The organism is Streptomyces sp. NPDC015130 (genome assembly GCF_043080005.1).
Lineage (GTDB): Bacteria > Actinomycetota > Actinomycetes > Streptomycetales > Streptomycetaceae > Streptomyces.
Map to the genome: position 1 here is coordinate 192,078 of NZ_JBIBVC010000008.1, position 26,271 is coordinate 218,348.

At 71.5% G+C, this 26,271-nt stretch carries 25 protein-coding genes and 1 tRNA gene; 14 read left to right on the plus strand and 12 right to left on the minus strand.

Going from position 1 to position 26,271, the window contains the following annotated elements; all coding sequences use genetic code 11:
- The first annotated feature begins 96 nt into the window (after positions 1–96).
- A complete protein-coding gene (locus tag ACF08F_RS19180) occupies positions 97–1,437 on the plus strand; it encodes a tetratricopeptide repeat protein (RefSeq protein ID WP_392299703.1) in 1,341 nt (446 codons plus the stop codon).
- A gap of 177 nt (positions 1,438–1,614) precedes the next feature.
- Here the strand turns inward: ACF08F_RS19180 and ACF08F_RS19185 are convergent, their stop codons facing one another.
- On the minus strand, positions 1,615–1,971 hold the full coding sequence (locus ACF08F_RS19185) for a DoxX family protein (protein ID WP_392299704.1): 357 nt from the start codon (positions 1,969–1,971) through the stop codon (positions 1,615–1,617).
- Positions 1,972–2,100: 129 nt separating this feature from the next.
- Between ACF08F_RS19185 and ACF08F_RS19190 the strand changes: the two genes are divergently transcribed.
- From ACF08F_RS19190 to ACF08F_RS19200, 3 genes are all read left to right on the plus strand, one after another.
- Entirely contained in the window at positions 2,101–3,021 is a 921-nt protein-coding gene (locus ACF08F_RS19190) for a LysR family transcriptional regulator (RefSeq protein ID WP_392299705.1), read from the plus strand.
- A gap of 209 nt (positions 3,022–3,230) precedes the next feature.
- Entirely contained in the window at positions 3,231–5,018 is a 1,788-nt protein-coding gene (locus ACF08F_RS19195) for an FAD-dependent oxidoreductase (RefSeq protein ID WP_392299706.1), read from the plus strand.
- A gap of 153 nt (positions 5,019–5,171) precedes the next feature.
- A complete protein-coding gene (locus ACF08F_RS19200; RefSeq protein ID WP_392299707.1) occupies positions 5,172–6,851 on the plus strand; it encodes a helix-turn-helix domain-containing protein in 1,680 nt (559 codons plus the stop codon).
- A 191-nt stretch (positions 6,852–7,042) separates the two neighbouring features.
- Here ACF08F_RS19200 and ACF08F_RS19205 read toward each other — a convergent pair whose 3' ends face one another.
- A complete protein-coding gene (locus tag ACF08F_RS19205; RefSeq protein ID WP_392299708.1) occupies positions 7,043–7,216 on the minus strand; it encodes a hypothetical protein in 174 nt (57 codons plus the stop codon).
- 236 nt (positions 7,217–7,452) lie between these two features.
- Between ACF08F_RS19205 and ACF08F_RS19210 the strand changes: the two genes are divergently transcribed.
- Positions 7,453–8,613: a PP2C family protein-serine/threonine phosphatase gene (locus ACF08F_RS19210; protein WP_392299709.1), complete on the plus strand. Its 1,161-nt coding sequence runs from the start codon at positions 7,453–7,455 to the stop codon at positions 8,611–8,613.
- A 182-nt stretch (positions 8,614–8,795) separates the two neighbouring features.
- On the opposite strand, the gene ACF08F_RS19215 is transcribed toward ACF08F_RS19210, so the two are convergent.
- The 3 genes from ACF08F_RS19215 to ACF08F_RS19225 form a co-directional block, all read right to left on the minus strand.
- The gene (locus tag ACF08F_RS19215; RefSeq protein WP_392299710.1) at positions 8,796–9,005 is read right to left on the minus strand and encodes a hypothetical protein; all 210 of its coding nucleotides are present in this window, start codon (positions 9,003–9,005) and stop codon (positions 8,796–8,798) included.
- 123 nt (positions 9,006–9,128) lie between these two features.
- Positions 9,129–9,836, minus strand: coding sequence for a B3/4 domain-containing protein (locus ACF08F_RS19220; protein ID WP_392299711.1), 708 nt, complete (start codon positions 9,834–9,836; stop codon positions 9,129–9,131).
- Positions 9,837–9,925: 89 nt separating this feature from the next.
- Positions 9,926–10,762 carry an EamA family transporter gene (locus ACF08F_RS19225; protein ID WP_392299712.1) on the minus strand — a complete coding sequence of 279 codons (837 nt, stop codon included), beginning with the start codon at positions 10,760–10,762 and terminating at the stop codon, positions 9,926–9,928.
- 119 nt (positions 10,763–10,881) lie between these two features.
- On the opposite strand from ACF08F_RS19225, the gene ACF08F_RS19230 reads away from it, so the two are divergent.
- The 4 genes from ACF08F_RS19230 (at position 10,882) to ACF08F_RS19245 (ending at position 13,808) form a co-directional block, all read left to right on the plus strand.
- Positions 10,882–11,457, plus strand: coding sequence for a helix-turn-helix domain-containing protein (locus tag ACF08F_RS19230; RefSeq protein WP_392299713.1), 576 nt, complete (start codon positions 10,882–10,884; stop codon positions 11,455–11,457).
- Positions 11,458–11,594: 137 nt separating this feature from the next.
- Positions 11,595–12,683: an alpha/beta hydrolase family protein gene (locus ACF08F_RS19235; RefSeq protein WP_392299714.1), complete on the plus strand. Its 1,089-nt coding sequence runs from the start codon at positions 11,595–11,597 to the stop codon at positions 12,681–12,683.
- Between the two features lie 134 nt (positions 12,684–12,817).
- Positions 12,818–13,357 (plus strand): NUDIX domain-containing protein, encoded by a 540-nt coding sequence (locus tag ACF08F_RS19240; RefSeq protein ID WP_392299715.1) that lies wholly within the window; start codon positions 12,818–12,820, stop codon positions 13,355–13,357.
- 166 nt (positions 13,358–13,523) lie between these two features.
- Positions 13,524–13,808: an aldehyde-activating protein gene (locus ACF08F_RS19245; protein ID WP_392299716.1), complete on the plus strand. Its 285-nt coding sequence runs from the start codon at positions 13,524–13,526 to the stop codon at positions 13,806–13,808.
- A gap of 9 nt (positions 13,809–13,817) precedes the next feature.
- Here the strand turns inward: ACF08F_RS19245 and ACF08F_RS19250 are convergent, their stop codons facing one another.
- Positions 13,818–15,218 carry a serine hydrolase domain-containing protein gene (locus tag ACF08F_RS19250; RefSeq protein WP_392299717.1) on the minus strand — a complete coding sequence of 467 codons (1,401 nt, stop codon included), beginning with the start codon at positions 15,216–15,218 and terminating at the stop codon, positions 13,818–13,820.
- A 200-nt stretch (positions 15,219–15,418) separates the two neighbouring features.
- Between ACF08F_RS19250 and ACF08F_RS19255 the strand changes: the two genes are divergently transcribed.
- On the plus strand, positions 15,419–16,063 hold the full coding sequence (locus ACF08F_RS19255) for a TetR/AcrR family transcriptional regulator (protein ID WP_392299718.1): 645 nt from the start codon (positions 15,419–15,421) through the stop codon (positions 16,061–16,063).
- Between the two features lie 14 nt (positions 16,064–16,077).
- On the opposite strand, the gene ACF08F_RS19260 is transcribed toward ACF08F_RS19255, so the two are convergent.
- On the minus strand, positions 16,078–16,662 hold the full coding sequence (locus ACF08F_RS19260) for a DinB family protein (protein WP_392299719.1): 585 nt from the start codon (positions 16,660–16,662) through the stop codon (positions 16,078–16,080).
- 124 nt (positions 16,663–16,786) lie between these two features.
- On the minus strand, positions 16,787–17,614 hold the full coding sequence (locus ACF08F_RS19265; protein ID WP_392299720.1) for an SDR family NAD(P)-dependent oxidoreductase: 828 nt from the start codon (positions 17,612–17,614) through the stop codon (positions 16,787–16,789).
- A 212-nt stretch (positions 17,615–17,826) separates the two neighbouring features.
- On the opposite strand from ACF08F_RS19265, the gene ACF08F_RS19270 reads away from it, so the two are divergent.
- Positions 17,827–17,900, plus strand: a tRNA-Met gene (locus tag ACF08F_RS19270).
- 65 nt (positions 17,901–17,965) lie between these two features.
- Here ACF08F_RS19270 and ACF08F_RS19275 read toward each other — a convergent pair.
- The 4 genes from ACF08F_RS19275 to ACF08F_RS19290 form a co-directional block, all read right to left on the minus strand.
- Positions 17,966–18,823: a MerR family transcriptional regulator gene (locus ACF08F_RS19275; RefSeq protein ID WP_392299721.1), complete on the minus strand. Its 858-nt coding sequence runs from the start codon at positions 18,821–18,823 to the stop codon at positions 17,966–17,968.
- A 301-nt stretch (positions 18,824–19,124) separates the two neighbouring features.
- Entirely contained in the window at positions 19,125–19,337 is a 213-nt protein-coding gene (locus tag ACF08F_RS19280; protein ID WP_392299722.1) for a hypothetical protein, read from the minus strand.
- A 229-nt stretch (positions 19,338–19,566) separates the two neighbouring features.
- Entirely contained in the window at positions 19,567–20,268 is a 702-nt protein-coding gene (locus ACF08F_RS19285) for a YoaK family protein (protein ID WP_392299723.1), read from the minus strand.
- A 275-nt stretch (positions 20,269–20,543) separates the two neighbouring features.
- Positions 20,544–22,421: an AMP-dependent synthetase/ligase gene (locus tag ACF08F_RS19290; RefSeq protein ID WP_392299724.1), complete on the minus strand. Its 1,878-nt coding sequence runs from the start codon at positions 22,419–22,421 to the stop codon at positions 20,544–20,546.
- 421 nt (positions 22,422–22,842) lie between these two features.
- On the opposite strand from ACF08F_RS19290, the gene ACF08F_RS19295 reads away from it, so the two are divergent.
- The 3 genes from ACF08F_RS19295 (at position 22,843) to tpg (ending at position 26,247) form a co-directional block, all read left to right on the plus strand.
- Complete coding sequence (locus ACF08F_RS19295; RefSeq protein ID WP_392299725.1) at positions 22,843–23,301, plus strand: MerR family DNA-binding protein; 459 nt, start codon at positions 22,843–22,845, stop codon at positions 23,299–23,301.
- A gap of 32 nt (positions 23,302–23,333) precedes the next feature.
- Positions 23,334–25,544, plus strand: coding sequence for a telomere-associated protein Tap (gene tap / locus ACF08F_RS19300; RefSeq protein ID WP_392299726.1), 2,211 nt, complete (start codon positions 23,334–23,336; stop codon positions 25,542–25,544).
- 145 nt (positions 25,545–25,689) lie between these two features.
- Complete coding sequence (tpg, locus tag ACF08F_RS19305) at positions 25,690–26,247, plus strand: telomere-protecting terminal protein Tpg (protein ID WP_392299727.1); 558 nt, start codon at positions 25,690–25,692, stop codon at positions 26,245–26,247.
- The last annotated feature ends 24 nt before the right edge of the window (positions 26,248–26,271 follow it).

A 26,271-nucleotide genomic window follows, 5' to 3' on the forward strand; every position in this document is an offset into this window, starting at 1 on the left:
GTGCTGAACAAGTCGCTTAACCTAGAGGCAGGGCGAGGGGTGCGCAATGCCTACCGCGCCTGGATACTGGGCAGTTCACGAACCAGGGGGGTCCGCATGGACGATCCGGCCACGATCGGCCACCGAGTGCAGCGGCTGCGCGCTCAACGCGGTTTGACGCAGCGACAGTTGGCCGAGCCCTCGTACACCCCCGCGTACGTCTCGACGCTGGAGTCGGGCAAGGTCAGGCCCTCGGAGACCGCGCTGCGCTTCCTCGCGGAGCGGCTCGGCACGTCGTACGAGGAACTGGCCACCGGCCGGCCCGCGCATCTCGCCACCGAGCTGCGGCTCGCCCTCACCGACGCCCACCAGCAGCTGGCCACCGGCACCGCGGACGAGGCCGCCGCGCTCTACCGCCGGCTCCTCGCCGACGCGGAGCAGCTCGGGCTCGTCCCCGAGCAGGCCGAGGCCCTGCTCGGGCTCGGCGACTGCGCCCTGGAGACCGGTGAACTGGCCGACGCGGGGCACCACTTCCAAGCCGCCGAACGGCTCCTCGCCGAGGAGCCCCTGCCCCGCCGCGTCCGCGCGATCCGGGGCCGCGCCGTCGCGCACCTCCTGGCCGGGGAGCTGCGCTACGCCTGCTACCTCCTCGAATCCACCATCGACGAGCTCGGAGCGAGCGGCCTGGCCGACCCCGAGGCGCTGGTCGTCCTGTACGCCGCCGTGATCGGCCCGTACATCGACATGGGTGCACACGCCCGCGCCGCGCACGCCGCCGAGCTCGCCCTGGCGCTGGCCCCGCAGGTCGACGATCCGGCGCTGGTGGCGGGCATGCACCGGCAGGTGGCCCGCACCTTCCTCGCCGAGGGCCGCACGGCCGACGCCGACGCCTCACTGGCCAAGGCGCAGGCGATCTACCAGCAGCTGAGCCTGCGCACCGACCTCGCGCACTGCCACTGGATGCGCGGCTACGTCCAGGCACAGAACGGAGAACTGGATTCGGCGGAAAGGGAGTTGCGCGCCGCCCGGGACATGCTCAACGCCAAGCGCGCGGCGCTGTTCACCGCGCAGGTGGAGGTGGAGCTGGCCGATGTCCTCCGGAGGCTCGGACGCCACGGCGAGGCCTCGGAGCTGCTCGCCGCATTCCTCGAACTGGGAGACAAACACGGCGCGGTGCACGCGGGTGGTGCGCACAGGCTGCTCGGGCTGATCGCCGAGGAGCGGGGGGACAGCGAGACCGCCGAGGAGCACTACGTCACGGCGCTGGGGCTGCTGGAGCGCAGCGGCGCGAGCGGCGACCTCGCCGATCTCTGCCGCCTGCTGGGCGACCTGCTGCGCCGCGGCGGCCGCACCGAGGCCGCGCTGGACGCGTATCGCACGGGGCTGGGCCACCGGTCGCCCCCTGGCACGACGACGCTGGGCCCGGCCCCGACGGCACCGGTGTTCCCGCCGCACTGAACGACATGCCCCCGGGCCCGGTGGAGTGCGGGAGGGCCATGGGAGGCTTTCCGCGGCCTGCGACGGTGGGAACCTGCGCTCCAAGGACATCGGCCGTGGGTGGAACATGTACACCACCGTGGTCCCGCCCGGGAACCTCGGCGGGGCGAAGGAGGCGGACCCGTACAGGGGTCGGGTCTACTCCACCCCGTGCACCACGATGCCCAGGACGAGCACGGCGACAGACAGCGCGAGCAGGAGCAGCGCCCCGCCGATCCGAAGGTCGCCGACCCGCAGGTGCGCGCCGAGCGCCCCGAGGAAGTACAGCACCAGCCCAGCGCCGGCCGCCGCCCCGATCCACGGAACGACGAACCCCGCCAGCAGCCCGGCCGAACCCGCCGCGAGACACGCACCCAACGGCACCATCCACGTCCGCGGCACGTTCACCCGGTCCGCGATCGCGGCGATCGACGGGTGCCGGACGAAGTCCAGGGCCGCGCCGCACGCGAGGGCGGCGGCGGTGAGCACGGTCAGGACGGCGTAGACGGCGAACACGGAAACCTCCATGGCGCAGAGCCCTGCACGAGGGCGACGACAGAACGACGACAGGGCGTTCGGCCCCGCTCACCACCCTCCCCGCGCCCTCCGTTGCGGGTCCAATACCTGCATCCATAACCTGACGGCATGGATGTGGACACCCGGTTGCTCCGTTACTTCGCCGCCGTCGCCCAGGAAGGCAACCTCACCCGCGCCGCGCAAAGGCTGTTCATCTCCCAGCCCGCGCTCACCAAACAGATCCGGCAGCTGGAAACGCTCCTCGACGTCCGGCTCTTCACCCGCTCCCGGGCCGGCATGACCCTCACCGAGCCCGGCCACGCCCTCGCCGCAAGCGTCCCCGGCCTGCTCGCCGACTGGGACCGGGTGCGCCGCGAGACCCGGAGCGCGGCCTCGCGCGCCGCCCGCGTCCTGCGCGTCGGCTTCCTCGCGAGCGCCGCGAACGAACTCACCCCGCGGATCACCGCCGCGTTCGCCGCCCGCCGACCCGGCTGGCGCGTGGACATGCGCCAGGCGCCGTGGTCGGACCCCACCGCCGGACTCTCCACCGGGGACGTCGACGCCGCGCTGCTCCGGCTCCCCTTCCCCGGCCAGGACGGCCTGCGGACCGAGACGCTGCTGACCGAGGACCGGTGGGCAGTCCTGCCCGACGACCATCGCCTGGCCGGCCGTACCGAGATCCCCTTCCCCGAACTGTGGGACGAACCCTTCGTCGCCGCCCCGCCCGAGACCGGCCCCTGGCGCGACTACTGGCTGGCCGTCGACGCCCGCGAGGGCCGCCCCGTCCGCATCGGAACCGTCACCGAGAGCCCGGACGACTGGCTCACCGCCATCGCCAACGGCTACGGCATCGCCCTCGCCCCCGCGTCCGCCGCCCGCTTCTACCCACGCCCCGGCATCGTCTACCGGCCCGTCACCGGCGTCGCCCGGACCAGCGTCGGCGTCGCCTGGCCGCCGGCCGCCGACACCGACCAGGTCGTCCAGGACTTCGTCCGCTGCTGCCTGGACCACCGCCCGTCCGACGGGGGCGGACCGGCTGGCGCATCGTGACGGGTGATCGAGGCCCGACCCTGTTCGGGACAGCCGAAGGTGACCCTCCGGGCCGAGAGCGCCGGCCGGTCGGCTGCCGTGCGATGGGCGGGATCGCGCCATCATCGCGCCATCTGTGATCGGAACCCGCACTGAACTTCCGGGACCAGGGAGACGCCCCTATGCTCCTGCGTCGGACAGGGAGTTACCGCCGGTAAAGGGGTTGGGGTATGAACCGTACGGGCACTTCACGACGCACCTTCGTGGCCGGCGTGGCCGCCACGACCGGAGCGGTCGCCGTGGGGGCGGCCACTCCCGGCGCCGCAGCCGCCGTAGCCGCGGAACCGTCCGCGCCGCAGCAGTCCGTGGCAGTACTCGGAGGTGGGGTCGCGGGGCTGACCGCCGCCCACGAACTGGCCGAGCGCGGCTTCCGGGTCACCGTCTACGAACGCCGGGCGCTGGGCGGCAAGGCCCGCTCCATGGACGTACCGGACAGCGCGCGCGGCAGCCGACGACCGCTCCCCGCCGAGCACGGCTTCCGGTTCATCCCCGGCATTTACCACAACCTCCCCGACACGATGCGGCGCATCCCCTTCCCGGGGAACCCCAACGGGGTCTGGGACAACCTCGTCGCTCCGGCCGAGATGTCCTTCGCCCGCACCGGCCGCGAGGACCTGCGCATCCCGCTCCCCTGGCCGGGCCACAAGCCCGCCGAGCTCACCCTCGACGAGATCCGCCGCGCCCTGACCGCTCTCCTCGACACCGCCCGCTCCATCCCTCTCCACGAGGCCGCGTACTTCGTCAACCGCTTCCTCGTCTTCCTCACCAGCTGCGACGAGCGGCGCGACCAGGCATGGGAACGGACACCCTGGTGGGAGTTCCTGCGGGCCGAGCGGATGAGCTACGACTACCAGCGGATCCTGGCGGTCGGACTGACCCGCAACATCGTCGCGACGAAGGCCGAGGAGGCCAGCACCCGTACGGTCGCCACGCTGCTGGAGGCCTTCACCTTCAACGCCCTGGGGCGCGGCGCCGACGGGCCCCTGGACCGGATCCTGAACCTGCCCACCAACGAGGCCTGGATCGACCCCTGGGCGGCGCATCTGACGAGCCTCGGGGTGGAGTTCCGCATCGGCTGGACCGTGAGAGACCTGTCGTACGACTCGGGCTCGGGGCGAATCGGCGCGGCGGTCGTCGAAGATCCGCAGGGCATCCGCCACTCGGTGACCGCCGATCACTACGTCTCCGCGATGCCGGTGGAACACGCCCGGAGGACCTGGGGCGCGGCCCTGCGGGCGGCGGATCCGCAGCTGGCACGGTGCGACAAGCTGGAGACGGACTGGATGACGGGCATCCAGTTCTACCTCACGGAACGCGCCCCGCTCCTCGCCGGGCACGCCAACTGCATAGACTCCCCTTGGTCCTTGACGGCCATCCAGCAGGCGAGCCACTGGCCGTCCCGCGACTTCCCCACCGACTACGGCGACGGAGTCGCCGTCGACTGCCTCTCGGTGGACATCTCGGAATGGGACCGCCCCGGCATCCTCTACGGCAAGACAGCGAAACAGTGCACCCGGACAGAGGTCGCCAGGGAGGTCTGGGCCCAGCTGAAAGCCGCGTTCAACGAGACCGGCCGCACGGTCCTGAAGGACAGCGCGCTGCACTCCTGGTTCCTGGACCCGGGAGTCGACGGCCTCGGCACACCCAACCCGACCAACGAGGACCAGCTCCTCGTCCACCCGGTCGGCACCTTCCACAACCGCCCGAAGGCCGCCACCAAGGTCCCCAACTTCTTCCTGGCCGGCGACTACGTGGCCGTCGACATCGACCTGGCGACGATGGAAGGCGCCAACGCCTCCGCCCGCCAGGCCGTCAACGCCCTGCTCGACCGAACGGGCTCACCCGCCCCGCGCTGCGAGGTACGCCCGCTCTTCCGCGCCCCGGAGCTGGAGGGCCTCAAGCGCCACGACCGCCTGCGCTACCGCCTCGGTCTGCGGAACGCACTCGACGTGGGCTGAGGACGAGGCCGGGCCGGCCCACCGCCTCTATCGGGTGATGCTGATCGAGGCGAATCAGCCGTGAATCCGTCTTGCCGACATGGCCGGTCGAGAGGTTGGCTCACGGGAGCGGCACTGCTCGGTGCCGTGACGACGCCGAGGGGAGGGGCGGGGATGGGACGTCAGGAGAAGCGGCTTGATCCCTCGGACGGGCCTGTCGCGGAGTTCGCGCACGCGCTGCGGAGGCTGCGGCAGGACGCGGGAGGCCCCGTGTACAGCGAGATGGTCCGCCGCTCGGGGGCGTACTCGGTGACGACCTTCTCTCGCGCGGCCGGCGGGGAGCACCTGCCGACCCTGCCCGTGGTGCTTGCCTATGTCACTGCCTGCGGAGGCGACCCGGAGGAGTGGGAGGCCTCCTGGAGGCAGGTGTCGGAGGAGGCCGTTCTCGGGCGTTGGCCGAGGACGGACGCCGAGCCGTCGCCCTACCGGGGTCTGGCACGCTTCGAGCCCACGGACAGCGACCTCTACTTCGGCCGTGACCGCGCGGTGGCCGACCTCTTGGGCCTGGCGGGCGGACACCGGCTGGTCTGCGTCTTCGGCGCCTCGGGCAGTGGGAAGTCCTCTCTGCTGCGCGCCGGACTCGTTCCCCGATTACGCGATCCGGCGCAGACGCGAGAGCGCCCGGCCGCGGTGCGCATCCTCACCCCGGGGGAGCGCCCGTTCACCACGCACGGCCCCGCGCTCGTCGCGGCCGGCGCCCACGGGGACACCTGGCTCGTCGTGGACCAGTTCGAAGAGGTGTTCACCCTCTGCCACGACGCCGTGGAACGCGCCCGGTTCGTCGACGCGCTGCTCGCGGCCGGCGACCCCGCCCGGCGGCTCCGTGTCGTGCTCGGCATCCGCGCGGACTTCTACCCGCACTGTCTGGAGCACACCGGACTCGCGAACGCGATCCGTGACGCGAGTCTGCCCATCGGCAGGATGACCCAGGCGGAGCTGCGCGAGGCGATCTGCGGCCCTGCGGCCGCCCGGCGGCTGGTCGTGGAGCGGGCACTGACCGAGATGCTCGTCGAGGAGGTCTCCGGGCAGAACGGCGGTCTGCCCATGCTGTCGCACGCCCTGCTGGAGACCTGGCGTCGGCGTCGCGGGCGCATGCTGACCCTTGAGGCGTACGAGGGAGTGGGCGGCATGCGCGGAGCCGTCGCGCAGAGCGCCGAAGCCGCCTACTCCCGTCTCGACCTCGTGCAGGCCGAGACCGCGCGGCAGATCATGCTCCGGCTGGTCACGCCGGGACAGGGTGCCGTCGACACCCGGCGCCCCGCCGCTCGCGCGGAGCTCGCGTCGATCGGAAACGGCGGAGCCGAGGTGAACGCGGTTCTCGAGACGCTCGCCCGTGCCCGGCTCGTCATCGTGGACCGGGACCGCGTCGAACTCGCCCACGAGACCCTCATCACCGCCTGGCCGCGGCTCCAGGGGTGGATCGAGCAGGACCGGGAGACGCTCCGCGTGCACCGTTGGCTGACCGAGGCCGCCGACGCGTGGGAGGCCGTGGGCCGAGACCCCGGGGTGCGGATATCTCCGGTACGCCTTGCTCAGCTCGGCGACTTCGCGACGGAAGCGGGCCGCAGTCGGCTCACCGCTCTGGAAGCGGACTTCATCGCCGCAGGACTCGCCACTCATCGCCGCACGATCCGCACCCGGAAGATCATCGGCGTGGTGATCCCGCTGCTTTCCTCGCTCGCGGTGGTCTCCGGAGCTCTGGCCTGGCAGCAGAGCCGTCGCCACCGCATCGTCGTCCGGACACCGGCGGCTCGCGGCCGACCGGCCCCGCGAGCGGCAACCCGGCGACCGTAGACGGCCGGCTGTCGGCTGGGCCGCCTGCGGGGTCGGCAGGGCGGAGCACCCCCCGTTGCGGTGCTCCGCCCAAGCGCGCGCCCGGCCGACTCACACGGCGAGGCTCACCCGCAGCCGGGCGGGCGCCCTCACCGGTTCCGCGCGGAGCGCGTATCGCGTCGTCACCGTTCCTCCTCCCGCAGCGGCGGCCGCTACCAGGTGGGCCCGGAGTGCGGACGCTCCTCCGCGCGCCGTCGCGCTTCCTCCTCGGCGTACCGGGCCTGACGGTCGGCCTCCTGCCGGGCCAGGAACTCCTCGTGCTCCCGCGCGGCGCGCCGGCGGTTCTCCTCCTCGATGTGACGCAGCTCGTCTTCGGTCCAAGGCATGACGCCGTCCCTTCCTCCAGGGCCCCGCCGGCCCTCCTCGCTTCAAGACTTCGCGGACGGAGAGTTGTTGCGCAGCCCCGTTCGGGTGACGAATCAATCGCCCGACAGACAGGCGAGATCATGTTCGAAGGCGCTGTGCTGGGCACTCGCACGGGTAGAGAGCGCCGACCGGCGCGCACTCCGGCGCGCACGACGCGCGGGCAGTGCCCGGCCCACCCTGAAGGGAGGCTCTTCCCATGGTGGCGAGCAACGGCTTCCTGGCCGACCTGGTTGCGCGCTCGCAGCTGGTCTCAGGCCGTGACCTGGCCAAGCTGGTCTTCGACGTCGGCCAGGGCGTGGGCCTGGTGGCCACCGCCGTCTACGTTACCGACCTGCAGCAGACGCGGCTCATCGCCCTGCCGCAGCCCGTCCCGGCCGGGGAGCCCAGCCTGGACATCGACTCCTCGCTGGCCGGGCTGGCCTACCGGATGCAGCGCACGCACCTGACACAGGACGGCATGACCGCGTGGATCCCCATGGTCGACGGAGTCGAGCGCCTCGGGGTGCTCAAAGCCCACGGCCCCGACCTGTCCGTCGCCGACTGCGAGGCCCTCGCCGGAGTGACCGCGCTGCTGCTCGTGTCCAAGTCCTCGCACAGCGATCTGCTCGTGGAAGCCGAGCGACGGCGGACGATGACCGTCCAGGCCGAACTGCTGTGGGCCTTCCTGCCGCCACGGACCATCGGCACCGCCCAGGCCACGTCGACCGCCGCGTTGGAGCCGGCCTACAGCGCCGGCGGCGACGCGTTCGACCACAGCTTCACCCACCGCGGCCTGCACCTGGTGCTCCTGGACGCCATGGGTCACGACCTGGCCTCCGGGGGAGCGAGCGCGGCAGGCCTTGCGGCATGCCGCGCCACGCGCCGCTCCGGCGGCAGCCTCACGGACATCGTCACCGAGATCGACCGGATCCTGGACGAGTGGTTCACCGACCGGCTCATGACCGCGATCATCGCCGACCTCGACGTCACCGACGGCATCCTCACCTGGGTCAACTGCGCCCACCCCCAGCCCTTGCTCGTACGCGACGGACAGGTCCTCGACATCCTCGAACGCGAACCCGACCTGCCACTGGGCTGGAACTTCCACAGCCACACACCGCCCACCACGCACCGCGCCCGGCTCCAGCCCGGCGACCGCGTCCTGCTCTACAGCGACGGCGTCACCGAGGCCCGCTCACCCGACGGCGACCATTTCGGGGAGCAGCGCCTCGCCGACACCGTCATCCGTGCCATGGCCGCAGGCGAACCCGCCCCCGAAGCCCTGCGCCGGCTCCTGCAACAACTCAAACGCCACCAGGAACACAAGCTGTCCGACGACGCCACCATCCTGATGGCCGAGTGGCACCCCACCCCTTAGGGCGTGTTGCGAAAGTCCCGCCTGCCCGACAGCGCCTGGCACGCACGCTCGCCGCGTTGTCGGGATCACCCCGTCGGGGCGACCTTTTGCTTTGCGATCGCACGCACCAGACGCCGTCGGGCCCGCCCTTCGGGCGGCCGGCGCTACTTTCGCAACACGCCTTAGAAGGTCGCTCCGGGTACTCAGGCCGCCTCGTACGCGTGCGCCGTGCCGCCGCGCCACTCCACCCACTGCGGATCGTCGAGAACCCTCCCGGCGTCCGGAAGCCCGGTACGGCGCAGGAACTCGATGAGGTCCTTGTCCTCGTAGGCGAGACCGAGAATCTCACCGCGCGCGGTGACACGCCGGCCTCCGGTCGGAGACGGTGGGTGGACGACGATCGGTGCTCCCATGCCCGGCGAGTGCCCCGCAGGCGCCGGGCTACGCGGCGCGCTCCGGCGTCGCGCCACACCCGGGACCCGTCCAGCCTGCCGGCAACGGGCGGTCCCGATCGAACAGCAGGAGCCGGTGGGTGGTCAGGCGGTGGTGGCGGGGCGGGCCGGGCCGAGGTAGTGCACGGTGCTCGTGTCGCAGTGCGGCTCCAGGAGGGCCTGCAGGTCGGCCGCGGCGGTCTTGAGCAGGTGCCCGTCGCGGGTGGCGGCGACGGTCTCCAGGACGAAGGCGACGTGGCTGGAGTCCTCGGTGACGCGGGTGCGGTGGGCGTCGCGGTGGTTCCAGTGCCGGGTGAGCACGTCGGTGGTGTCGGTGTAGACGACCTCGCCGGGCCGGGGGTGCTCGACGGTGCCGGGCTCGCCGAGCGGGGTGAAGGTCTCGCCGCCGTCGGCGTGGCGGATCTCGATGTCGCCGGTGACATGGTCGAGGTCGAAGGCGCCGGCGGGCAGGCCGTGCCGGACGGAGGCGGCGTTGTACGAGTCGACGGCGGGGTTGATACGGGGCAGGGTGCCCTTCTTCACGAGGCGGCGGCCCAGGGCGTCGACGCTGGGCCGGATGCGGCGGGGGTTCGTGCCGAAGGAGCGGTAGGCGGTGTGCCATGCCTCGATGCGCGGGTCGTTCTCGTCGGCCGGGGCCCAGGTGCCGTCGGCGAGCCGGGATTCCAGCTCCTCCAGGGCGGCGGTGGTGGCCGGCCACGGTTCGCGGCCGCGCAGGCCGGTGGCGGTGACGACGGCGACGAGGGTGTCGGGGAAGGCCTCGGCGACGTCGGGGGCGATGCGGAAGAGGGTCATCGGGGGGTCTTTCGGGAGGGGGGCGGTGTGCGGAAGGTCGTGGGCTCGGGGTTGCGGGGTGCGGGCCTTCCAGGGCGCAGGCGCGGCCGTCAGGTGAGGGCGAGCAGGCTGACGGCCACGGCGGCGGTGCCCAGGCCGATCAGCTGGCCGCGGTGGATGCGCTCGGCCAGGACGCTGCGGGCGAGCAGGACGGTGCCGGCCGGGTACAGGGCCGTGATCACGGCGACGACGGCGAGGTCTCCGCTGCGGGCGGCGAGCAGGAACAGCAGGTTCGCCGCGGAGTCCAGCGCTCCGGCCGCCGCCGAGATCGCGTACGCGGGCTTCTCCGGGCCCAGCCGCCGGAACATCACCCCGGCGGCGGCCAGGGTGACCGCGGAGGAGACGGCACGGCCGACGATCAGGGGGCCGACACCGCTGTCGGAGGGCGCCTGGTGCAGGAAGACCAGCTGCAGGGCGATGGCGGTCCCGGCGCCGAAGGCCAACAGCAGTGCGGTGCGCGACGGCCGGGCCGACCTCGTGCCGTGCCCGGCGCTGACCAGCACCACCGCCGCCAGCGCCAGCGGCAGGCCGAGCAGGCCGGCCAGTCCCAGGTGCTCGCCTTGCAGCAGTCCGACACCGACCGGGAGCATCGCCGAGACCAGCGCGGTGACCGGGGACAGCACGTTCATCGGGCCGATCGCCAGCGTGCGGTAGAGCAGGGCGAACGCGGCCGCCGACGCCACGCCGGAAGCCGCACCCCAGGCGAGGGTGGCGGGGGCGAAGGAGGCGCCGAGAAAGGGCCACAGGAGCAGTTCGACGGTCAGCGAGGCCGGGGCGGCGATCATCACGGTGCGCAGGACATGGGCCTTGCGGGCGCCGAGCCCGCCGAGGAAGTCGGCGCATCCGTAGGCCAGGGAGCTGCCCAGGGCAAGTAGGAGAGCGATCACAGGTGGTACATCCCTTACGATCAGTGGAACGACTGCACCGTACATCGCATCGACCGGGGCTCGTCAACCGAACGACCGTGTGGTGCATTGCATCGACCTGCTGCTGGAGGGACGAACCGATGACCGAGACCGAGGCCGCACTGCGGACGCTCGCGCACAACGTTCGCGCGGCCCGGAACCGCGCCGGACTGTCCCTGGACGAACTCGGCCGCCGCGCCAAGGTCAGCAAGGGCGCCCTGGTCGGCCTGGAGAAGGCCCAGGGCAACCCGAACTTCGCCACCCTGGTCCGTCTCGCCGACACCCTCGGTATCTCCGTCTCCGCCCTGATGGAGGGCAGCTCCGAGCAGCGCGTGCGGGTGGTGAGCGCCGCCGCCGTCATGCCCCTGTGGAAGGGCGAGCGCGGTGGCGAGGCCCGGCTGATGCTGACCACCGGCGGCCCGGCGGCCACCGAGGTCTGGCGCTGGACACTGGAACCCGGCGAGGAGTACCCCAGCCACCCCCACCAGGCCGGCGTGACCGAGACCGTGAGCGTCACCACGGGCGAGATGGTCCTCGTCGTCGACGGCACCGAGTACCCCGTCACCGCCGGGCAGACCGCCGGATTCGACGGCGACGCCGCCCACACCTACCGAGGCGCGGGCACCGGGACCTGCCACCTGATCATGACCGTCCACCTGCCCCCGGGTCCCGCGTGACACCACACCCGCGACTTCCGGCGCGAGCCGACCCGCCAAGCACTCCGCGCCGCCGAAGCCCGCCCTCCCGTACCCGGACACAAAATCGGGGATCTCCCCGATGGCGCGGCCAGGCGCGGCCGACGACCATGCACCGCATGGTCGTTCCCACTCTGCCGACGCCGACCGGGCCTCATCCGGTCGGCACCACCTCGGTGCACCTCGACGACGTCTCCCGCCCGGACCCGTGGGTCGCGGACGCGCCGACGCGCGAGCTGATGATCTCGATCTGGTATCCGGCCGTACGTTCGCCCGGTCCGCGCGCCCGCTACCTGACGCAGACCGAGTCGGCGGCAATCCTCGCCCGTCAGCAGACAGCCGTGGCGCCCGACGCGCTGAGTTCGGTGCGCACCCACGCCTCCCCGGACGCCCCACTGGACCCCGGGCTGCGGGAACTGCCGCTGATCCTTCTCTCTCCAGGCTTCACCCGGCACCGCGCCACGCTCACCTCGATCGGCGAGGACCTGGCCAGCCATGGCCACGTCGCGGTCGCGATCGACCACACCTACGAGACCGCGGCCACCACCTTTCCGGGCGGCCGCGTGGCGGCCTTCGCGCTCGGCCACGGGTTCGCGCGCACCGCCGAGTTCTGGCACAAGGTGAAGACCGGCCGCGCCCGCGACGCCTCCTTCGTGCTGGACCGGCTGCTCGGCGAGAACCCGCCGTGGCAAGGTGCGGCCGCCCTGGCCCCGGACCGGATCGGCATGGCCGGACACTCCGCGGGCGGCGCGGCCACCATCGCGGCGATGCTCGCGGACGAGCGCATCCGCGTGGGCGGCAACGTGGACGGCAGCACCGGCCCGCTGATCCCGCCCACCGGCCTGGACCGCCCGCTCCTGTTCCTCGGCCGGGACGGCCGGTACTCTCCCGGCGACGGGCCCGCTGCGGACACCTGGACCCGGGACTGGCCCCTGCTGACCGGTTGGAAGCGCTGGCTGGTGGTGGCGGGCGCCAAGCATCCGTCCTTCACCGATCTCGGCCTGCTGGCCGATCAGTTCGGCCTGCCGCTCGGCGCGGCCACCTCGGGGCTGCGCACCATGACGATCACCCGCACCTATCTGCGCGCGTTCTTCGACCAGCACCTGCGCGACGCCCCGCAGACACCGTTCGACCGTCTCCACGCGGACCACCCCGAGGTGCGATCCTGCCGGCCGCCGGACCATCCGATCGGCGACGGTTCGCGGTAGGGCCCGACCTCGGCCCGCGTACACGCAGGACCAGGCGACACCCATCACAGGCACAGCCCCCAGCCCCCAGCTCCCAGCCCCCGGCTCCTCGGTGCCCCGGCCCCTGTCCCCGAGGTACCGAGATACTGGCCTCCATGACGAACACCCCTGCCGCACCCGCCCCGTTCTCCCGGATCAAGATCCGGGCCGGGGCGATGGTGTTCTGCGGCGACGACGTCGCCCTGATCCGCCGCGACCGTGCCGGCTCCACCCACTACACCCCGCCCGGCGGCAACGTCGAGGACGGGGAGGACCTCGTCGCAGCCCTCGCCCGGGAACTCGCCGAGGAGCTCGGCCTGGCCACCGCGCTGGCCGAGGGTGGCGACCTGCTGTGGGTCGTCGACCAGCGAGTCACCCGGCCCGGCCCCACCCCGCCGCCGCGCAAGCTCCACCTGATCTACCGCTTCCACATCAGCCCCGCCGTCCGCGCGACGCTCGCCGAACAAGAGCTGGACGAGCTGCCCGACGGAAGCCATGAGGTCGGCGTGATCGAATGGATCGACTACCGAAAGACGGCGGAACTGCCGATCTTCCCGCCCATCGGCCCCGCCCTGGCCTCCCTTGCAGGCCCTCGTGCCGCCGTCGCCAACGTGGCCTTGGACGCCGTCACCGATGCCAACTACACCTGGGTCTGACCCTGAAACGGCTCAGCGGAGGCGGTCCGCAGGGCCGCATCGAGGGCCTGGCGCGATTCATCCCCAAGGGTGGGCCATTCCGCCCCGACCTGCTGCACGTACTGGAGGTCTTCCTGGTGATCCCCGACGCGCCGGCGCACCGTTTCAGTGGTGGGTCGGCTTCCCGATGGCCGGGTTGACGTGGATCGGCGAGGGCGGCGAGCCGACCTGGTACGACACCTATCCGGGCCGGACCGCCCGTGGCTTCTGCGGCCGCTGCGGCAGCCACGTCGCCGCCCGCGACCACGGCGACGACACGATCATCGGCATCCTCGTCACAGCCCTCGACGACCACACCGCCGACCCGGCCCTCGTCCCCACCAACCTCAACAGGCTTGCCGAGGCGGTCCCGTGGCTCGCCCAGCACGGCGACGCCCGGCATCGCCGTGCCGACCGCGAGATCATCGACTGAGCCACTGCGTCAGTCGGCCGAGCCACGTATCGGCGCGGCGGTGCGACCCCGTACATCGCCCCTGCGTGCACGCACAACCCCGATCCGCAGAGCGATGACGGCGGTCCCGGCGACGGCCGCCGCGCAGACGGCCGTGGACGCGTCAGGCGTCCAGGTCCAGAGAGTCCTGGGGCCGACGAAGGCGAGGGCGGCCGCCAGGGCCGCCGTCGGAGCGGCACCGACGAGACACCACAGGACGGCGGGGGCGATACGCCGTGAACCTCCACGGCGAAGCAGGTGGAACGAGTGGAGGCTCTCCGTGAGCAGGGCGAGGGCCAGGGCGGTGAGGCCCCAGACGGTCGCGTAGTAGGCCGTGGCGGAGGGGGCTTCGCCGGCGGTACCCCCGGCGAGGATGCGGGCCGCGCCGAACCCGACCTCCATGACGGCAGCGTCGTGGAGGAGTCCGTGCAGGTTCTGGTGGAGGACGAGGGCGAGGTTCTGCTCCGGGAGGAGGAAGAGCATGGCGGAGTAGCCGGGAGTGGCGCCCGTGTGCCAGACAGCGGATTCGAGCGGGGCCGCCAGGCCGCCGACGCGCCAGCCGAGCCCGTATCCGGTATCGGCGCCGGACGGGTGGAGCCGGCCCGACTGCCGCATGAGGCGGATCGACTCGGGACGGAGTACCGTCCCGCCCTCGGCCGCCTTCCCCGACCGCAGCTGGAGGGAGGCGAAGGCGGCGAGGTCGTTGAGGTCGCCACCGGCGTAGCCGTAGGCGGCGCCGTCGTCGTCCACACCGTCGACGATCGCGGACGGTACGCCCCAGAGGAGTTGATGCCCAGGCGGAAGGTTCCGCTCCCGGGCGGACGCCCGGTCGGCGATCGCCCCGTCCATGCCGGCGGGGCGCAGGACGCTGTCCCGGAGATGGTCGGCGTAGGTCCGGCCGGTGACGGACTCGATCAGGGCGGCCAGGACGAGGTAGTTGGCGCTGCTGTAGGCGTACGTGGAGCCGGGCGGCCCCAGCGGACGTACGCCGTCCAGCTCGGCGATCCGCCGGGTCGCGTCCGGGCAGTCGGCATCGACGCAGTCGGTCACCGAGGAGGTCGCCGAGTGCGGTATGCCCGCGGTCTGTTGGAGCAGGTGGCGGACCGTGACCCCGTCTGCATGGCGGGGGCCGCCGAAGCGGAAGGCCGGCAGGTGGTCGACGACCCGGTCGTCGAGTCGGAGGCGTCCGTCCTGCACGAGCGTCATCAGGGCGCCGGCGGCGATCGGTTTCGCGACCGAGCCCCACAGGAAGGGAGTCGAGGCCGTGACCGGCCGGCCGTTCCCGTCCGTACCCCATGACCGCGTGTGCACCGGGCCGTCCGGGCGGACCACGGCGTAGGCGAGCCCGGGCGTGCGGGTGGCCTGCATGCGTTCCCGCACGTAGGCGTCCATCGCCGCGAAACGGTCAGCCGGTACACGTGAGTCCGCCGCGGCCGATGCAGGGCCTAAGGGGATCAGGGAGAGCAGGAGGGTGGCCAGCATCGTGGCGGTGCGTCGAAGGGTGTGGGGCATCGGGAGCCTCGCTCTTCCGTCGACATGAAAGATAACCGTATGGTGATACGGTTATAACCGTACGCTGGTACGGTTATCAAGTGCCGAGAACCGCCGACCACGAACAACGCCGCCACCAGATCGCCGACGCCGTCAGCCGGTTGATCTCCGAGCACGGGCTCGACGCCGTCACCGTCGCGCGCACGGCCGCCGCCGCGGGCGTGTCCGTCGGCCTGGTGCAGCACTACTTCCGCACCAAGGACGAGATGCTGCTCCACGCCTTCCGCGAGGTCTCGGCCCGCATCCGCGCCCGCGTCGACGAGCGCATCAGGGACGGTGTCGAACACAAGCGGCCCCTCGCACGGGTCATGGCCGACGTGATGACCGAGTACATCCCCTTGGACGAGGCCCGCCGCGCCGAGTACCGCGTGGCCCGTGCCTTCGCCGGCCGTGCCCTCGACGCGCCCGCGCTCGCCGGGGTCGACACCGAGAGCGCCCGGCAGCTGCGCAAGGACATCGCCCGCGCCGTCCACAACGGCAAGGAATGCGGGGAGGTCGACGAACACCTGGACCCGCAGTGCGCCGCCGTACGCCTCGCCGCCGTGATGGAAGGGCTGGCACTCCAGGTCTACCGCGAGCCCGAGGGCGTCGCGGGGGAGAGCGTCACCCGCCTGGTGGGTCCTCTGCTCGAAGCCGAGATCGCGGTCGTCTTCACCGGCGAGTGCCGCCAGTACGCGGCATCCTGAGACAACGACAGCCGCTACGCCTTGATGGATGCGGCCACCCTGGCGGCCTGCTCGATCTTCGCGCAGTATGCAGCCCGGGCTGCCTCGTCGATCTGCTGCTCGTGCTCGGGGCGCAACCCGGTCCGGCCGTCGAGGCCTTCGCGCAGGATGTCGGCGTGCCCGGCATGCCGGACGGACTCGCCGAGGACGTGGACCATGACGCCGAAGAGGTTCGTGTCGGCATGAGGCTTCGGCCACCAGGGCACATGGCCGGGGGCGTCGAGGGCAAGTGCGTTGATCGTCGCGTCGGAGTGTTCCCACGTGCGCCGGTAGAACCCGGTGATGTGCTCCCGGGTCTCGTCCTCGGCCGCCCACAGATCGCTGCCGTCGGAGTCCTGCCACCGGGGCAGCGGTTCCGGGGAGGGGCGGCCGAAGACCTCGCCGAAGTACCTGGCCTCGACGGTGGCCACGTGTTTCACCAGGCCGAGGAGGTTGGTCCCGGTCGCCGTCAAAGGGCGGCGGGCGTCGTACTCGGACAAGCCGTCGAGTTTCCAGAGCAGCGCCTCGCGGTCCCGCCGCAGTCGGCCGTGCAGGTTGTCCTTCGCGAATTCATCGATCATGCGGCATGAGCCTGCCACGGGCTGCACATGGTCTCAAGATCCCCTACGTGGCCCGCAGCGACCGCCGGAGCCGAAACCCGGCCATCGCTGTGTCCCCGCTGGGTCCCCTGCTCGTGACGATCGGTCAGGCCTGTGAGGTGCGTGGTTCGAGGTGGAACCGGAAGCCGAGAGTGCCGGGGTCGAGTGTGGTGGCACCCCCGTCGACGGTGAGCACCGCGCCGTTGACGAAGGAGGCGGCCGGTGACAGCAGCCAGGCGATCGCTTCCGCGACTTCCGCAGGGTCTCCGGGCCGCCCGGCGGGCAGGACCCGCGTGACCTCCTCGTACGCCGCTTCCAGACCGTCCGGAGCGTTCGCGTTCAGGTGCGCCTCGTCGGCGAACCGGTTCATTCGACGGTCGGCCATCTCCGTGCGAATCCAGCTGGGGCACACGGTGTTGGCACGGAGTCCCGCGCTCGCGTAGTCGACGGTGAGCGAGCGGCACAGCTGGAGGAGGGCTGCTTTGGAGGTGGCGTAGGCGGCGCTTCCGGGGCCGCTGAGCAGAGCGGAGACCGAGGCCACGGCGACCACCGCGCCGCGGGCGTCGAGCAGGTGGGGGAGTGCGGCGCGCAGCAGCAGGAACGGACCGGTGAGGTTCGTCCGCATGACCTCGTCCCAGTCCTCCAGGGTCACCTCGCCCACCCCGCCGCCCCTCCCGATGCCGGCGTTGAGGACCAGGCCGTCGAGCCGCCCGTACGCGCCGACCACCGTCTCGACGAGGGAGGTGACCGCGTCGGGATCACCGATGTCCGACGGTACGGGCAGGGCGCCGGTCTCCTCGGCGACGAGCCGCAGCGGTTCGGGGCGGCGCCCTGACACCGCCACCTGGTGTCCCGCGCGGGTCAAAGCCCGCGCGGTCGCGGCCCCGATCCCTGTACCGCCCCCGGTCACCAGGTACACGCGCTCGTCCCCCATGTCCGCCTCTCCCGTGTCTCGTACGCCGTCCCTCGTCCCGAAGATCTTAGGTAGCTGTCTCCCCGGATCGAGCCGGCCGACGAACGGGCGAGTCGGCCGGCTTCGAGGCGGCGCAGGTCCGGAAGGCCCCACGCCGCGACCCTCGTTCGGCGCTGACCCGCGAATAATGCTTACCGCTCCGCAGAGAACGTTGGATACGCTGGTTTCACCGACGCGGGGTGGAGCAGCTCGGTAGCTCGCTGGGCTCATAACCCAGAGGTCGCCGGTTCGATTCCGGCTCCCGCTACGAAGGACAAGGGCCCGGCCGAGCCGGGCCCTTGTCACGTGTCCGGACCGGAGGCAAGGAACTGTCTAGTCGTCGGTGGGCTCGTCCGTGGGCTCGTCGATCGGCCAGGCGATCTCCAGGCGGTTGGCCGGGTCGTCCGGTGTGCCGGTCCACCGGCGGTAGATCATCCGGACCGGGCCCGCGAAGGCGAAGTCGTGCTCGGTGATCCAGTTGGCGACGGCGTCGTACGCGCCGAGGATCTGCGGGAACGCGGCGGCCGCTCCCTCGACCTCCGTGCAGGCGAGGGTGCTCCCCGGCAGATCGCGCACGGTCATGCCCTCGGGCAGGTCCGTGGGCTGCGCCCCGTCCGCCCAGAAGGGAAGGCATGCCTCGACGAGGGTCTCGTTCTCGTCGTCGCACACGCCGTGGAAGCGGACGAAGGCGGGCCCGGCGAAGGTGAGCGGCCCGCGGCCGGCGACCTCGTACATCTCCTGGTAGGCGCCGCGCAGGAAGGCGTCGAGCCCGGAGTTGTCCAGGGTCGCCCCACGGACGAGGATCCGTTCGGCGGCGCCCTGGCGGACGGTGACGCGGTGGGTCATCTCTTCTCCTTCGGTCAGTCGGCTCAACAGGCCGTGGACCAGGGAACGCTGCACCTCCAGGCGCCGCTCGGCCGCCCGTAAGTGCGCCTGCAGGGCGGCGACCAGTTCCTCCTCGCCGCCGCCCAACAGCCGGCGCACCTCCTCGACCGGGATGTCCAGTTGCCGCAACGCCCTGATCGACTGGGCCGTACGCACCTGGTCACGCCGGAAGTAGCGGTAGCCGCTCACCGGATCGACGAACGTCGGCACGAGCACGCCACTGGCGTCGTAGTGCCGAAGAGCGGTGATCGAGAGGCCGCTGGCCTGCGAGAACTGCCCGATCGGCAGCAGGTTTCTTCTGTCCACGGCACTGACTGTGCCGTCTCGTGTTACCCGAGAGTCAATCCCCGCCTCGCTCTCGGCTCCGCTGACACCGCCGAGATCGAGAACATTCCCTGCCATCCCGCCTGCTTCCTGCTTCCCGTATCCGTGGGCCGGGCACCGCACTTGGGGTGTGAGGGCGGATCAGGCCTCGGTGTGGGGCTCGCAGGCCTGGACGCGGTGGGACGGGTGCTGAGCGGCAGGGCTCGAAGCCGTTACGTGGACGGCCGGGCTCGACCCGGATCCATAGGTGGCGGGGGACTGCCCGGGAGTCCTCGCGTCCCCTTCACCGGCGTACCGGCAAGCGGGCGCGGAGCAGCCGTACACCCTTGACGGCGTAGACGGCGCCCATGAGCGCGAAGCCGGCAAGGCTGATCCAGACCCAGGATTCCGCTACCCAGAGGAACAGCACGAGACCGCCGAAGAGCAGCAGGGAGCCTACGGTCTCCAGTAGGTCCAGACGCGCCTCGGAGCGCGCCGCGGGATCGTCTCCGTTCATCCGACGGATGGCAGGAACGAGGCCGAGGGCCTGCAGGGGAACCAGGCCCACACCTATCCAGACGAACCAGTCGGGTATGTCCACGGCGCGCACAGTACCGCCGGCCTCTTACCGCTGGTGATCTCCGAGGTGAACCGAAGAAGACGCCGGGCGCGACGCCGCAGACCCGCAAGGGACCGCCGGCGAGCCCGAGCCGGCCTCACCCAGGCCCGCGCCCCACGAGGCGGGTCTACTCGCGCTCGGGCAGCGGAGCGCGACCGCTCGCGGGCCCCTCGCTGAAGGGGCGGGCCGCCACGACGACGCCGAGCAGCAGGACCAGGACCGTGACGAGGACTCCCTCCACACCGGCCTGGTCGTGCAGAAGACCACCCGCGAGCGCCCCTGCGGCCAGCACGGTCACCGACATTCCGCGCCGCAGGCCGGCGCGCCCCGGCCGTTCCACGGCCAGCGCGGCCAGCGTCCGCGTCATCACGGTGGTGGTCAGGTCGGGCACCCCGAGGCGGTGAACGACGGCGTTCTGCAAGCCCATCCCGCAGGCCAGCGGCACCAGGACCGCGTACCGTCCCAAGCCGCCCGCCTGGGCGGCGAGCGCGAGCGCGAGCAGGAGAGCCTGGAACGCGATCAGCGTGGCGAACAGACCTCCCGGCTCGGTCTCCCGGCGCCACGCACCGCCCGCGAAAGCCCCGGCCAGGAATCCGGCCAGCGCCACCGCCGAGGCCGCGGCCGACAGCTCGGCCACGCCCGACAGCGCGAACCCGAGGAAGACCACGTTCCCGGTCATGTTGGCCACGAACACCCGGCCCAGGCCGAGGAAGCTCGCCGCGTCCACCAGCCCGCTGACGAACGTCAGCACGAGCAGCAGGGGAACGAACCGCGCGTAGCGGTGCCCGCCAGGGAACAGCCACCCTGCGACCTTCCCGCCACCGCTCACCGAGGCCTCTTCCCGCCCGTACGTCCCCGGCCCCCGCAGACGCATCCGCACCGGGATCCGCGCACTTCGTTGATGCCTTGAGTCCCTTTCACCTCCTCACTGGAGCAGAAGGTGGTACGCAGCCGGGCGTCCCACGCCGGGCGCAAGCCCAAGTCCAGCAGAGTCGCCCGTGGGCGGACGACTGCTGCTGGACTCGTCGCTCCCGCTTCCGCTCCCGCTTCCGCTTCCGCTCCCGCTCCCGCCACGTCCTGCGTACAGGACGACACGGATGGGTGTCAGGCTTCGCGGGAACCTTCGTACATGGCCTCGACGAGGTCGGCGTACTCGCGCTCGACGAAGGGGCGCTTGACCTTCAGGCTCGGGGTGAGTTCGCCGTGCTCGATGTCGAGGTCACGGGGCAGGACGGCGAACTTCTTGAGGGTCTGCCAGCGCTGCAGTCCGCTGTTGAGACGCTGGACGAAGCCGTCGATCAGGGTGTGGACCTCGGGAGAGGTGACGACCTCGGCGTAGGAGCGGCCGGCGAGGCCGTTCGCCTCGGCCCAGGGCATGATCACGCTCTCGTCGAGGGTGATCAGGGCGGTGCAGTAGTTGCGGTCGTTGCCGATGACCAGGATGTTGCTGGCGAAGGGGCAGACGGCCTTGAAGCGGCCTTCGATCTCGCTGGGGGCCACGTACTTGCCGCCGGAGGTCTTGAACAGGTCCTTCTTGCGGTCGGTGATCCGGACGTAACCGTCCTTGTCGATCTCCCCGATGTCCCCCGTACGGAACCAGCCGTCGCTCTCCAGGACTTCCGCCGTCTTGTCGGGGAGGTTGTGGTAGCCGCGCATGATCCCCGGCCCGCGCAGGAGGATCTCGCCGTCCTCGGCGATGCGGACCTCGGTTCCGGGCAGGGGCTTGCCGACCGTACCCACCCGGCTGTCGTCGGCCGGGTTGACGGTGCAGGCCGCGCTCGTCTCCGTCAGGCCGTAGCCCTCCAGGACGTTGACGCCGGCGCCGGCGAAGAAGTAGCCGATGTCGGGGGCCAGGGCGGCACTGCCCGATGCGCTGCCGCGCAGGGCGCCGCCGAACGCCGCACGGATCTTGCCGTAGACCAGTCTGTCGGCGATGGCGTGCTGGACCGTGAGGGACAGGGGGACCGTGCGCCGACCGGTGGAGACCATCCGCTCCTGGCCGGTCCTGGCATGGTCCCGGGCGACCTTCGCCGCCCACATGAAGATCTTGTACTTGGCACCGCCCTCGGCCCGCGCCCGGGCGGCGATGCCGTTGTAGACCTTCTCGAAGACCCTCGGCGCGGACGCCATGATGGTGGGCCGGACGACCGGCAGGTTGGTGATGATGCGGTCGACCCGGCCGTCCACCGCCATGACGTGGCCCGACAGCACCTGCCCGGCTATCAGCGCCTTGCCGAACACATGGGACAGCGGAAGCCACAGGAACTGCACGTCGTCGGGGAGCACGAGCCCTGTCGACTCCTGGGCGAACCCCTGGTAGGACCAGCAGTCGTGCACCAGCCGCACGCCCTTGGGACGGCCCGTCGTGCCGGAGGTGTAGATCAGCGTGGCGAGCTGTTCCGGGGCGATGCCCTGGACGGTCGTCTCGACGGCATCGGGGTGCTTCGCGAGGTACTCGGTGCCGCGCCGCTCCAGCTCGTCGAGGGTGAGCACGTCCAGCCCCTCGGCCCCGGCCGCATCGGGTGCGGGGTCGAAGAGGACCACGTACCGGAGGTCAGGCAGCTCACCGCTGTGCGCGGCGACCTTGGCCAACTGCTCGGCGTTCTCCACGAAGATCGCACGGCTGCCGGAGTCGGCCAGGATGTACGCCGTCTCTTCGCCGTTGGTGCTGGGGTAGACGGCCGTGGCCGCCGCGCCCGCACACATCACGCCCATGTCGGCGAGGATCCACTCGATCCGCGTCGACGACGAGATCGCCACCCGTTCCTCGGATCGCAGCCCCAGGGCGAGCAGGCCGGCCGCGATCGCGTGAACCCGCTGCGCCGTCTGCGCCCACGTCAGGGAACGCCATTCCTCCCCGCCGCCGGAGAGCGCTGCGGGATACCGGTACGCCTCCCGGTCAGGGGTGGACTCGACCCGGGACAGGAACAAGTGCGCCACGGAGTGCGGGCGGCTTTCGAGAAGGTACTGCGCGGAACTCATGTCGGCCTCCGGGCCCGAGGGCACCCATCGCACATTGGTTGACTGGCAAGTAACTTGCGGGCAGTGCTGAGGTTAGGGCTTGAAACCCTGGCTGTGTAGAGGACTTGGAGTACGAATTCACGTCCTGGCATTTTGGTACTGCGGCCACACCAGGAGTCGAAAACCAGGTGTGAAGACGCCACCCGGCCCCGTCTCCACCTCGACCAATTCTTTCGTCGATCTGCCTGAGGAGGATCGCTGCTGCTCCCGAAACGAAAGCGCACCAGCAAAGCGAAGCAGCTCCAGCAGAACCGGAATTGCGGGATTCTGGCGGGGCGTGAGGTGCGGGGGTGCTGCAGGGGTTCGAGCGAGCTGCGAGGTGACGCAGGTCATGCGTGACGGGCTTGAACCCGGACCTGACACCAGGTTCTAGCCTCTGCCCATGCCCACCACGCAACGGACCGAAACGATCCTGCTGAGCAGCGGCGCGCTGGCCCGCTCCGCCGGCCTCACGGTCGACACCCTGCGCCACTACGAGCGCATAGGTCTCCTGCCCGCACCGGTCAGAACCAGCGGGGACCACCGCCGCTACTCTCCGGAGGTCTTGGAGCGCCTCACGTTCATCCGGGTGGGGCAGCGGCTCGGCCTGCGCCTGGAGGAGATCAGGGAACTCCTCGACGCCTGCGACGGCACCACCGACTGCCCGGTGGGCACCGCCGAGCGCGTCCTCCGTCAGCGCATTGCCGAGGTCGACGAGCAGATCGGACAGATGACGTCCCTGCGCGGCCGACTGATGCTCGCCGTCAGCCGGATCGAGACGCACAGCGGCGACATCACGACCCTCCTCGACGAGCCGGCACGACCGCCGCAGACCCCCGTAAGGGTTAAAGGTTCAGGTTAAAGAAAGGGTTAAATAGTGCTAAGGTCTGTGGTATGGGCCTTAGTGAGGAAGAACTGCTCGCCGCTGCTGACGAGTTGCTGGCGGAAGTGCCACAGCTCCCGTCCCCGGCCGAGCGTGCCCGTCTGCGGGAGGCCGCCGGCATCACGCAGGCCCGTCTCGCCGCCGCGCTGAAGACCACCACGCAGACGATCAAGAACTACGAGAACGGCAGGAGCGAGCCGCGTTCGCCGCGCCTGGAGGCGTACCAGCGGATTCTGGACGGCTGGGCGGCGAAGCACCCCGCGCACCCCCCGCACGCTGCGGTCCCGGCCGCGCCCCCGGCCCCCGCGCCGGAGTCGGTCCCCGCACCGCAGCCGCAGGTGTCGGCCGCGTTCACCGGGCCCGCTGCCCCGGATCCCAAGGCAGGGCCCCTCACCCCACCCGCCCCGGCCGCGCCGAGCACGCCCGAAGATCCCACCGCGCGCCACACCGCCTCCGACCGTTCGGTCGAATCAAGGTCTGCGGCCGGGCGCCTCGCTTCGTCGCGTCGGCCGATGGGGGAGAAGCCGGGGGAAGGGGCAGCGTCGGCGGTGTTCGACCCGCGCTTTCCGAACGGGCCGCTCGCCGTCCTGGACGGTGACGGGACCGCGTACGGCGTCGGCGGGATCGTGCTGGACTGCCCGGCGACCACGATCGTGGACCTGGTCGACTGGACCCTCACGCGGTCCGGTCTCGGCGCCGCGAAGCTCCACCGCTACGGCACGGACTCCGACCCGCTGATCGTCCTGACGGCGGCCGCGGCAGCGAAGTTCGGCCTGCCCGAGCGCCTGGAGGACCGCCGTGGCCTGCGTCTGCCCCAGGACCATCCGGTGGTCAAGCAGGTGGCGAAGGCGAAGTGGCAGCTCACCCAGCGCGGTTTCGGTCCCTGGCCCCGTATCTACCGCAAGGCCCAGGGGCGCGACCGTCAGTGTGTCCAGCTCGCGATCCTGCCCTGGGACGCGCTGGACTCCCGCTCCTGGCCCGGCGTGAACGAAGCCGAGATGGACCCGGCCGGCATCGCCCGCGTCCTCGGCGTCTACGCGCAGCGTGTCATCACCCCCCGCGGCTCGACGGCCGTCTCCGGCCTGGAACTGATGACCGCACTGCGCCCGCCGACGAAACCGGTACGCGAGGAGGAGACCGGCGGCTGGACCCGCGGCCACCATGCCGGCAGCCTCGGGACCGACCCGCTGCCCCCCGCGCCCCCGGAAGCCCGCCCCGAACACCCCGTCGTCGTCCAAACCGCCTGGAGCGGCGGCTTCGTCAACGAAGAGGCCTACCAGTGGATCCGCGACATCGACCTGCTCACCGGTGAGGAGGCGGCACTCCCGTACGCGGTCGGCCTCGACCTCAACACCGCCTTCCTCGCCTCCACCGCCCGCCTCATGGTCGGCCTCTCCGAGCCCGACCACTTCGTGCGCCCGAAGTTCTACCCCAAGGTCACCGGCTCCTGGCTGGTCGACCTCTCCCACATCGACCTCGACCCCCGGCTGCCGAGCCCGTTCACACCCACCGGTCAGCGCCCCACAGGCCCGGCCTGGTACCAGACGCACACCATCGCCTACGCCCAGGAACTCGGCCACAACGTCGACATCCTGGAGGCCTACCTGCGCCGCGAGACCGGGGCCTACCTCGACCCGTGGCACGACCGGCTCAAGACCGCCTACGCCCAGACCCTGGCCGACCTCGGAGTCACCCCCGACCTCACCGACGCCGAGTTCCTGGCGGCGATGGAGGTCCACAAACAGGTCGACCCGGCGATGGCCGCCGTCCTCGCCGCGATCAAGGCAACGGTGAAGGGCGGTATCGGCAAGCTCTTCGAGGGACCTCAGGGCGCGGGGTACAAGGACGGCGAGGAATGGCCGGCCATGAAACGCCCCACCTGGGCTCCCTGGATCCGCAACGCGATCATCTCCAAGACACGCGTCAACATGCACCGCAAGCTCGCCAACATGGCCAAGTTCACCGGCATGTACCCGCTCGCGGTCCTCTCCGACTGCGTCGTCTACCCGACCGCGAGCACCAGCCCGCTCGACTTCCTTCCGTACGCCGAGTCGGGCAAGCCGATCCCCGGCGCCTTCCGCCTCGGCTCGACACCGGGCCGCGCGAAACTGGAGGGCGCGCAGCCGATGACATGGGCGGTCGACCTGATGGAACAGGGCTACAACCCCGCCCGCCACATCAAGGGCGACGGCCACGACGCCGTCATGGACGAAGGCGAATAGCCCCACCCCCACCCTTCGCCGCCCCACCCCCACCCGTCGCCGCCCCACTCCCACCCCGACCCTTCGCCGCCCCACCCCGAACACCGGCGGAGGCCCCGACCACCCACCCCTCCGCCTCCTCCGCCTCCGACGGGAGCTCAACCAGATGACCGGAGAGATCGACGACGCCCTCAAGCGCGCCGACCAGGAACACTTCACGAAAGAGCCCCCCAAGACCGTCCAGGCCCGGATCAACTACTTGATCCGCCAGCTCGGCACCGCCAAGGCCGTCGCCGCGGAGATCGGCGTCACCGCCGACTCCGTCAACCGCTACCGCCGCGGCGCCCGAAAGAACCCGCCGCGGAACATCGCCGCACAGATCGAGGCGGCCGTGAAGGCCCGCTGGCAGCCGGGCGTCCGCCGGCGCCGGCGCAAGCAGGCCGCCACCACCGGCATCAAGGTCTCCACACGCGCCCGTTTCGGCTACACCGCACCCATCGGCACCACCGACGACGGCCGACTCCGCCGACTCACCATCAACCTCCCCGCCGCCTACGCCCAGCGACTCTTCGACGCCCAGGAGCAGGGCCTGAGCGACCAGCACAAGCGCGCGATCGTGGCCGAGGGATTCAAAGAGGCCTACTTCCAGGACAACGGCGCCCGCGCCGAAGGACTCTCCGAAGTCAGACTCACCGACATCGACTACCTCGACATCGAGTACTGAGCCGCGTCCGTCGGGCGCGCCGAG

Excerpts from the sequence above, each read along its gene's own strand:
- ACF08F_RS19180 (WP_392299703.1), top strand. The coding sequence starts at position 97 with ATGGACGATCCGGCCACGATCGGCCACCGAGTGCAGCGGCTGCGCGCT.
- ACF08F_RS19190 (WP_392299705.1), top strand. The coding sequence starts at position 2,101 with ATGGATGTGGACACCCGGTTGCTCCGTTACTTCGCCGCCGTCGCCCAG.
- ACF08F_RS19195 (WP_392299706.1), top strand. The coding sequence starts at position 3,231 with ATGAACCGTACGGGCACTTCACGACGCACCTTCGTGGCCGGCGTGGCC.
- ACF08F_RS19200 (WP_392299707.1), top strand. The coding sequence starts at position 5,172 with ATGGGACGTCAGGAGAAGCGGCTTGATCCCTCGGACGGGCCTGTCGCG.
- ACF08F_RS19205 (WP_392299708.1), bottom strand. The coding sequence starts at position 7,216 with ATGCCTTGGACCGAAGACGAGCTGCGTCACATCGAGGAGGAGAACCGC.
- ACF08F_RS19210 (WP_392299709.1), top strand. The coding sequence starts at position 7,453 with ATGGTGGCGAGCAACGGCTTCCTGGCCGACCTGGTTGCGCGCTCGCAG.
- ACF08F_RS19215 (WP_392299710.1), bottom strand. The coding sequence starts at position 9,005 with ATGGGAGCACCGATCGTCGTCCACCCACCGTCTCCGACCGGAGGCCGG.
- ACF08F_RS19220 (WP_392299711.1), bottom strand. The coding sequence starts at position 9,836 with ATGACCCTCTTCCGCATCGCCCCCGACGTCGCCGAGGCCTTCCCCGAC.
- ACF08F_RS19230 (WP_392299713.1), top strand. The coding sequence starts at position 10,882 with ATGACCGAGACCGAGGCCGCACTGCGGACGCTCGCGCACAACGTTCGC.
- ACF08F_RS19235 (WP_392299714.1), top strand. The coding sequence starts at position 11,595 with ATGGTCGTTCCCACTCTGCCGACGCCGACCGGGCCTCATCCGGTCGGC.
- ACF08F_RS19240 (WP_392299715.1), top strand. The coding sequence starts at position 12,818 with ATGACGAACACCCCTGCCGCACCCGCCCCGTTCTCCCGGATCAAGATC.
- ACF08F_RS19245 (WP_392299716.1), top strand. The coding sequence starts at position 13,524 with ATGGCCGGGTTGACGTGGATCGGCGAGGGCGGCGAGCCGACCTGGTAC.
- ACF08F_RS19250 (WP_392299717.1), bottom strand. The coding sequence starts at position 15,218 with ATGGACGCCTACGTGCGGGAACGCATGCAGGCCACCCGCACGCCCGGG.
- ACF08F_RS19260 (WP_392299719.1), bottom strand. The coding sequence starts at position 16,662 with ATGATCGATGAATTCGCGAAGGACAACCTGCACGGCCGACTGCGGCGG.
- ACF08F_RS19265 (WP_392299720.1), bottom strand. The coding sequence starts at position 17,614 with ATGGGGGACGAGCGCGTGTACCTGGTGACCGGGGGCGGTACAGGGATC.
- ACF08F_RS19280 (WP_392299722.1), bottom strand. The coding sequence starts at position 19,337 with ATGAACGGAGACGATCCCGCGGCGCGCTCCGAGGCGCGTCTGGACCTA.
- ACF08F_RS19290 (WP_392299724.1), bottom strand. The coding sequence starts at position 22,421 with ATGAGTTCCGCGCAGTACCTTCTCGAAAGCCGCCCGCACTCCGTGGCG.
- ACF08F_RS19295 (WP_392299725.1), top strand. The coding sequence starts at position 22,843 with ATGCCCACCACGCAACGGACCGAAACGATCCTGCTGAGCAGCGGCGCG.
- tap (WP_392299726.1), top strand. The coding sequence starts at position 23,334 with ATGGGCCTTAGTGAGGAAGAACTGCTCGCCGCTGCTGACGAGTTGCTG.
- tpg (WP_392299727.1), top strand. The coding sequence starts at position 25,690 with ATGACCGGAGAGATCGACGACGCCCTCAAGCGCGCCGACCAGGAACAC.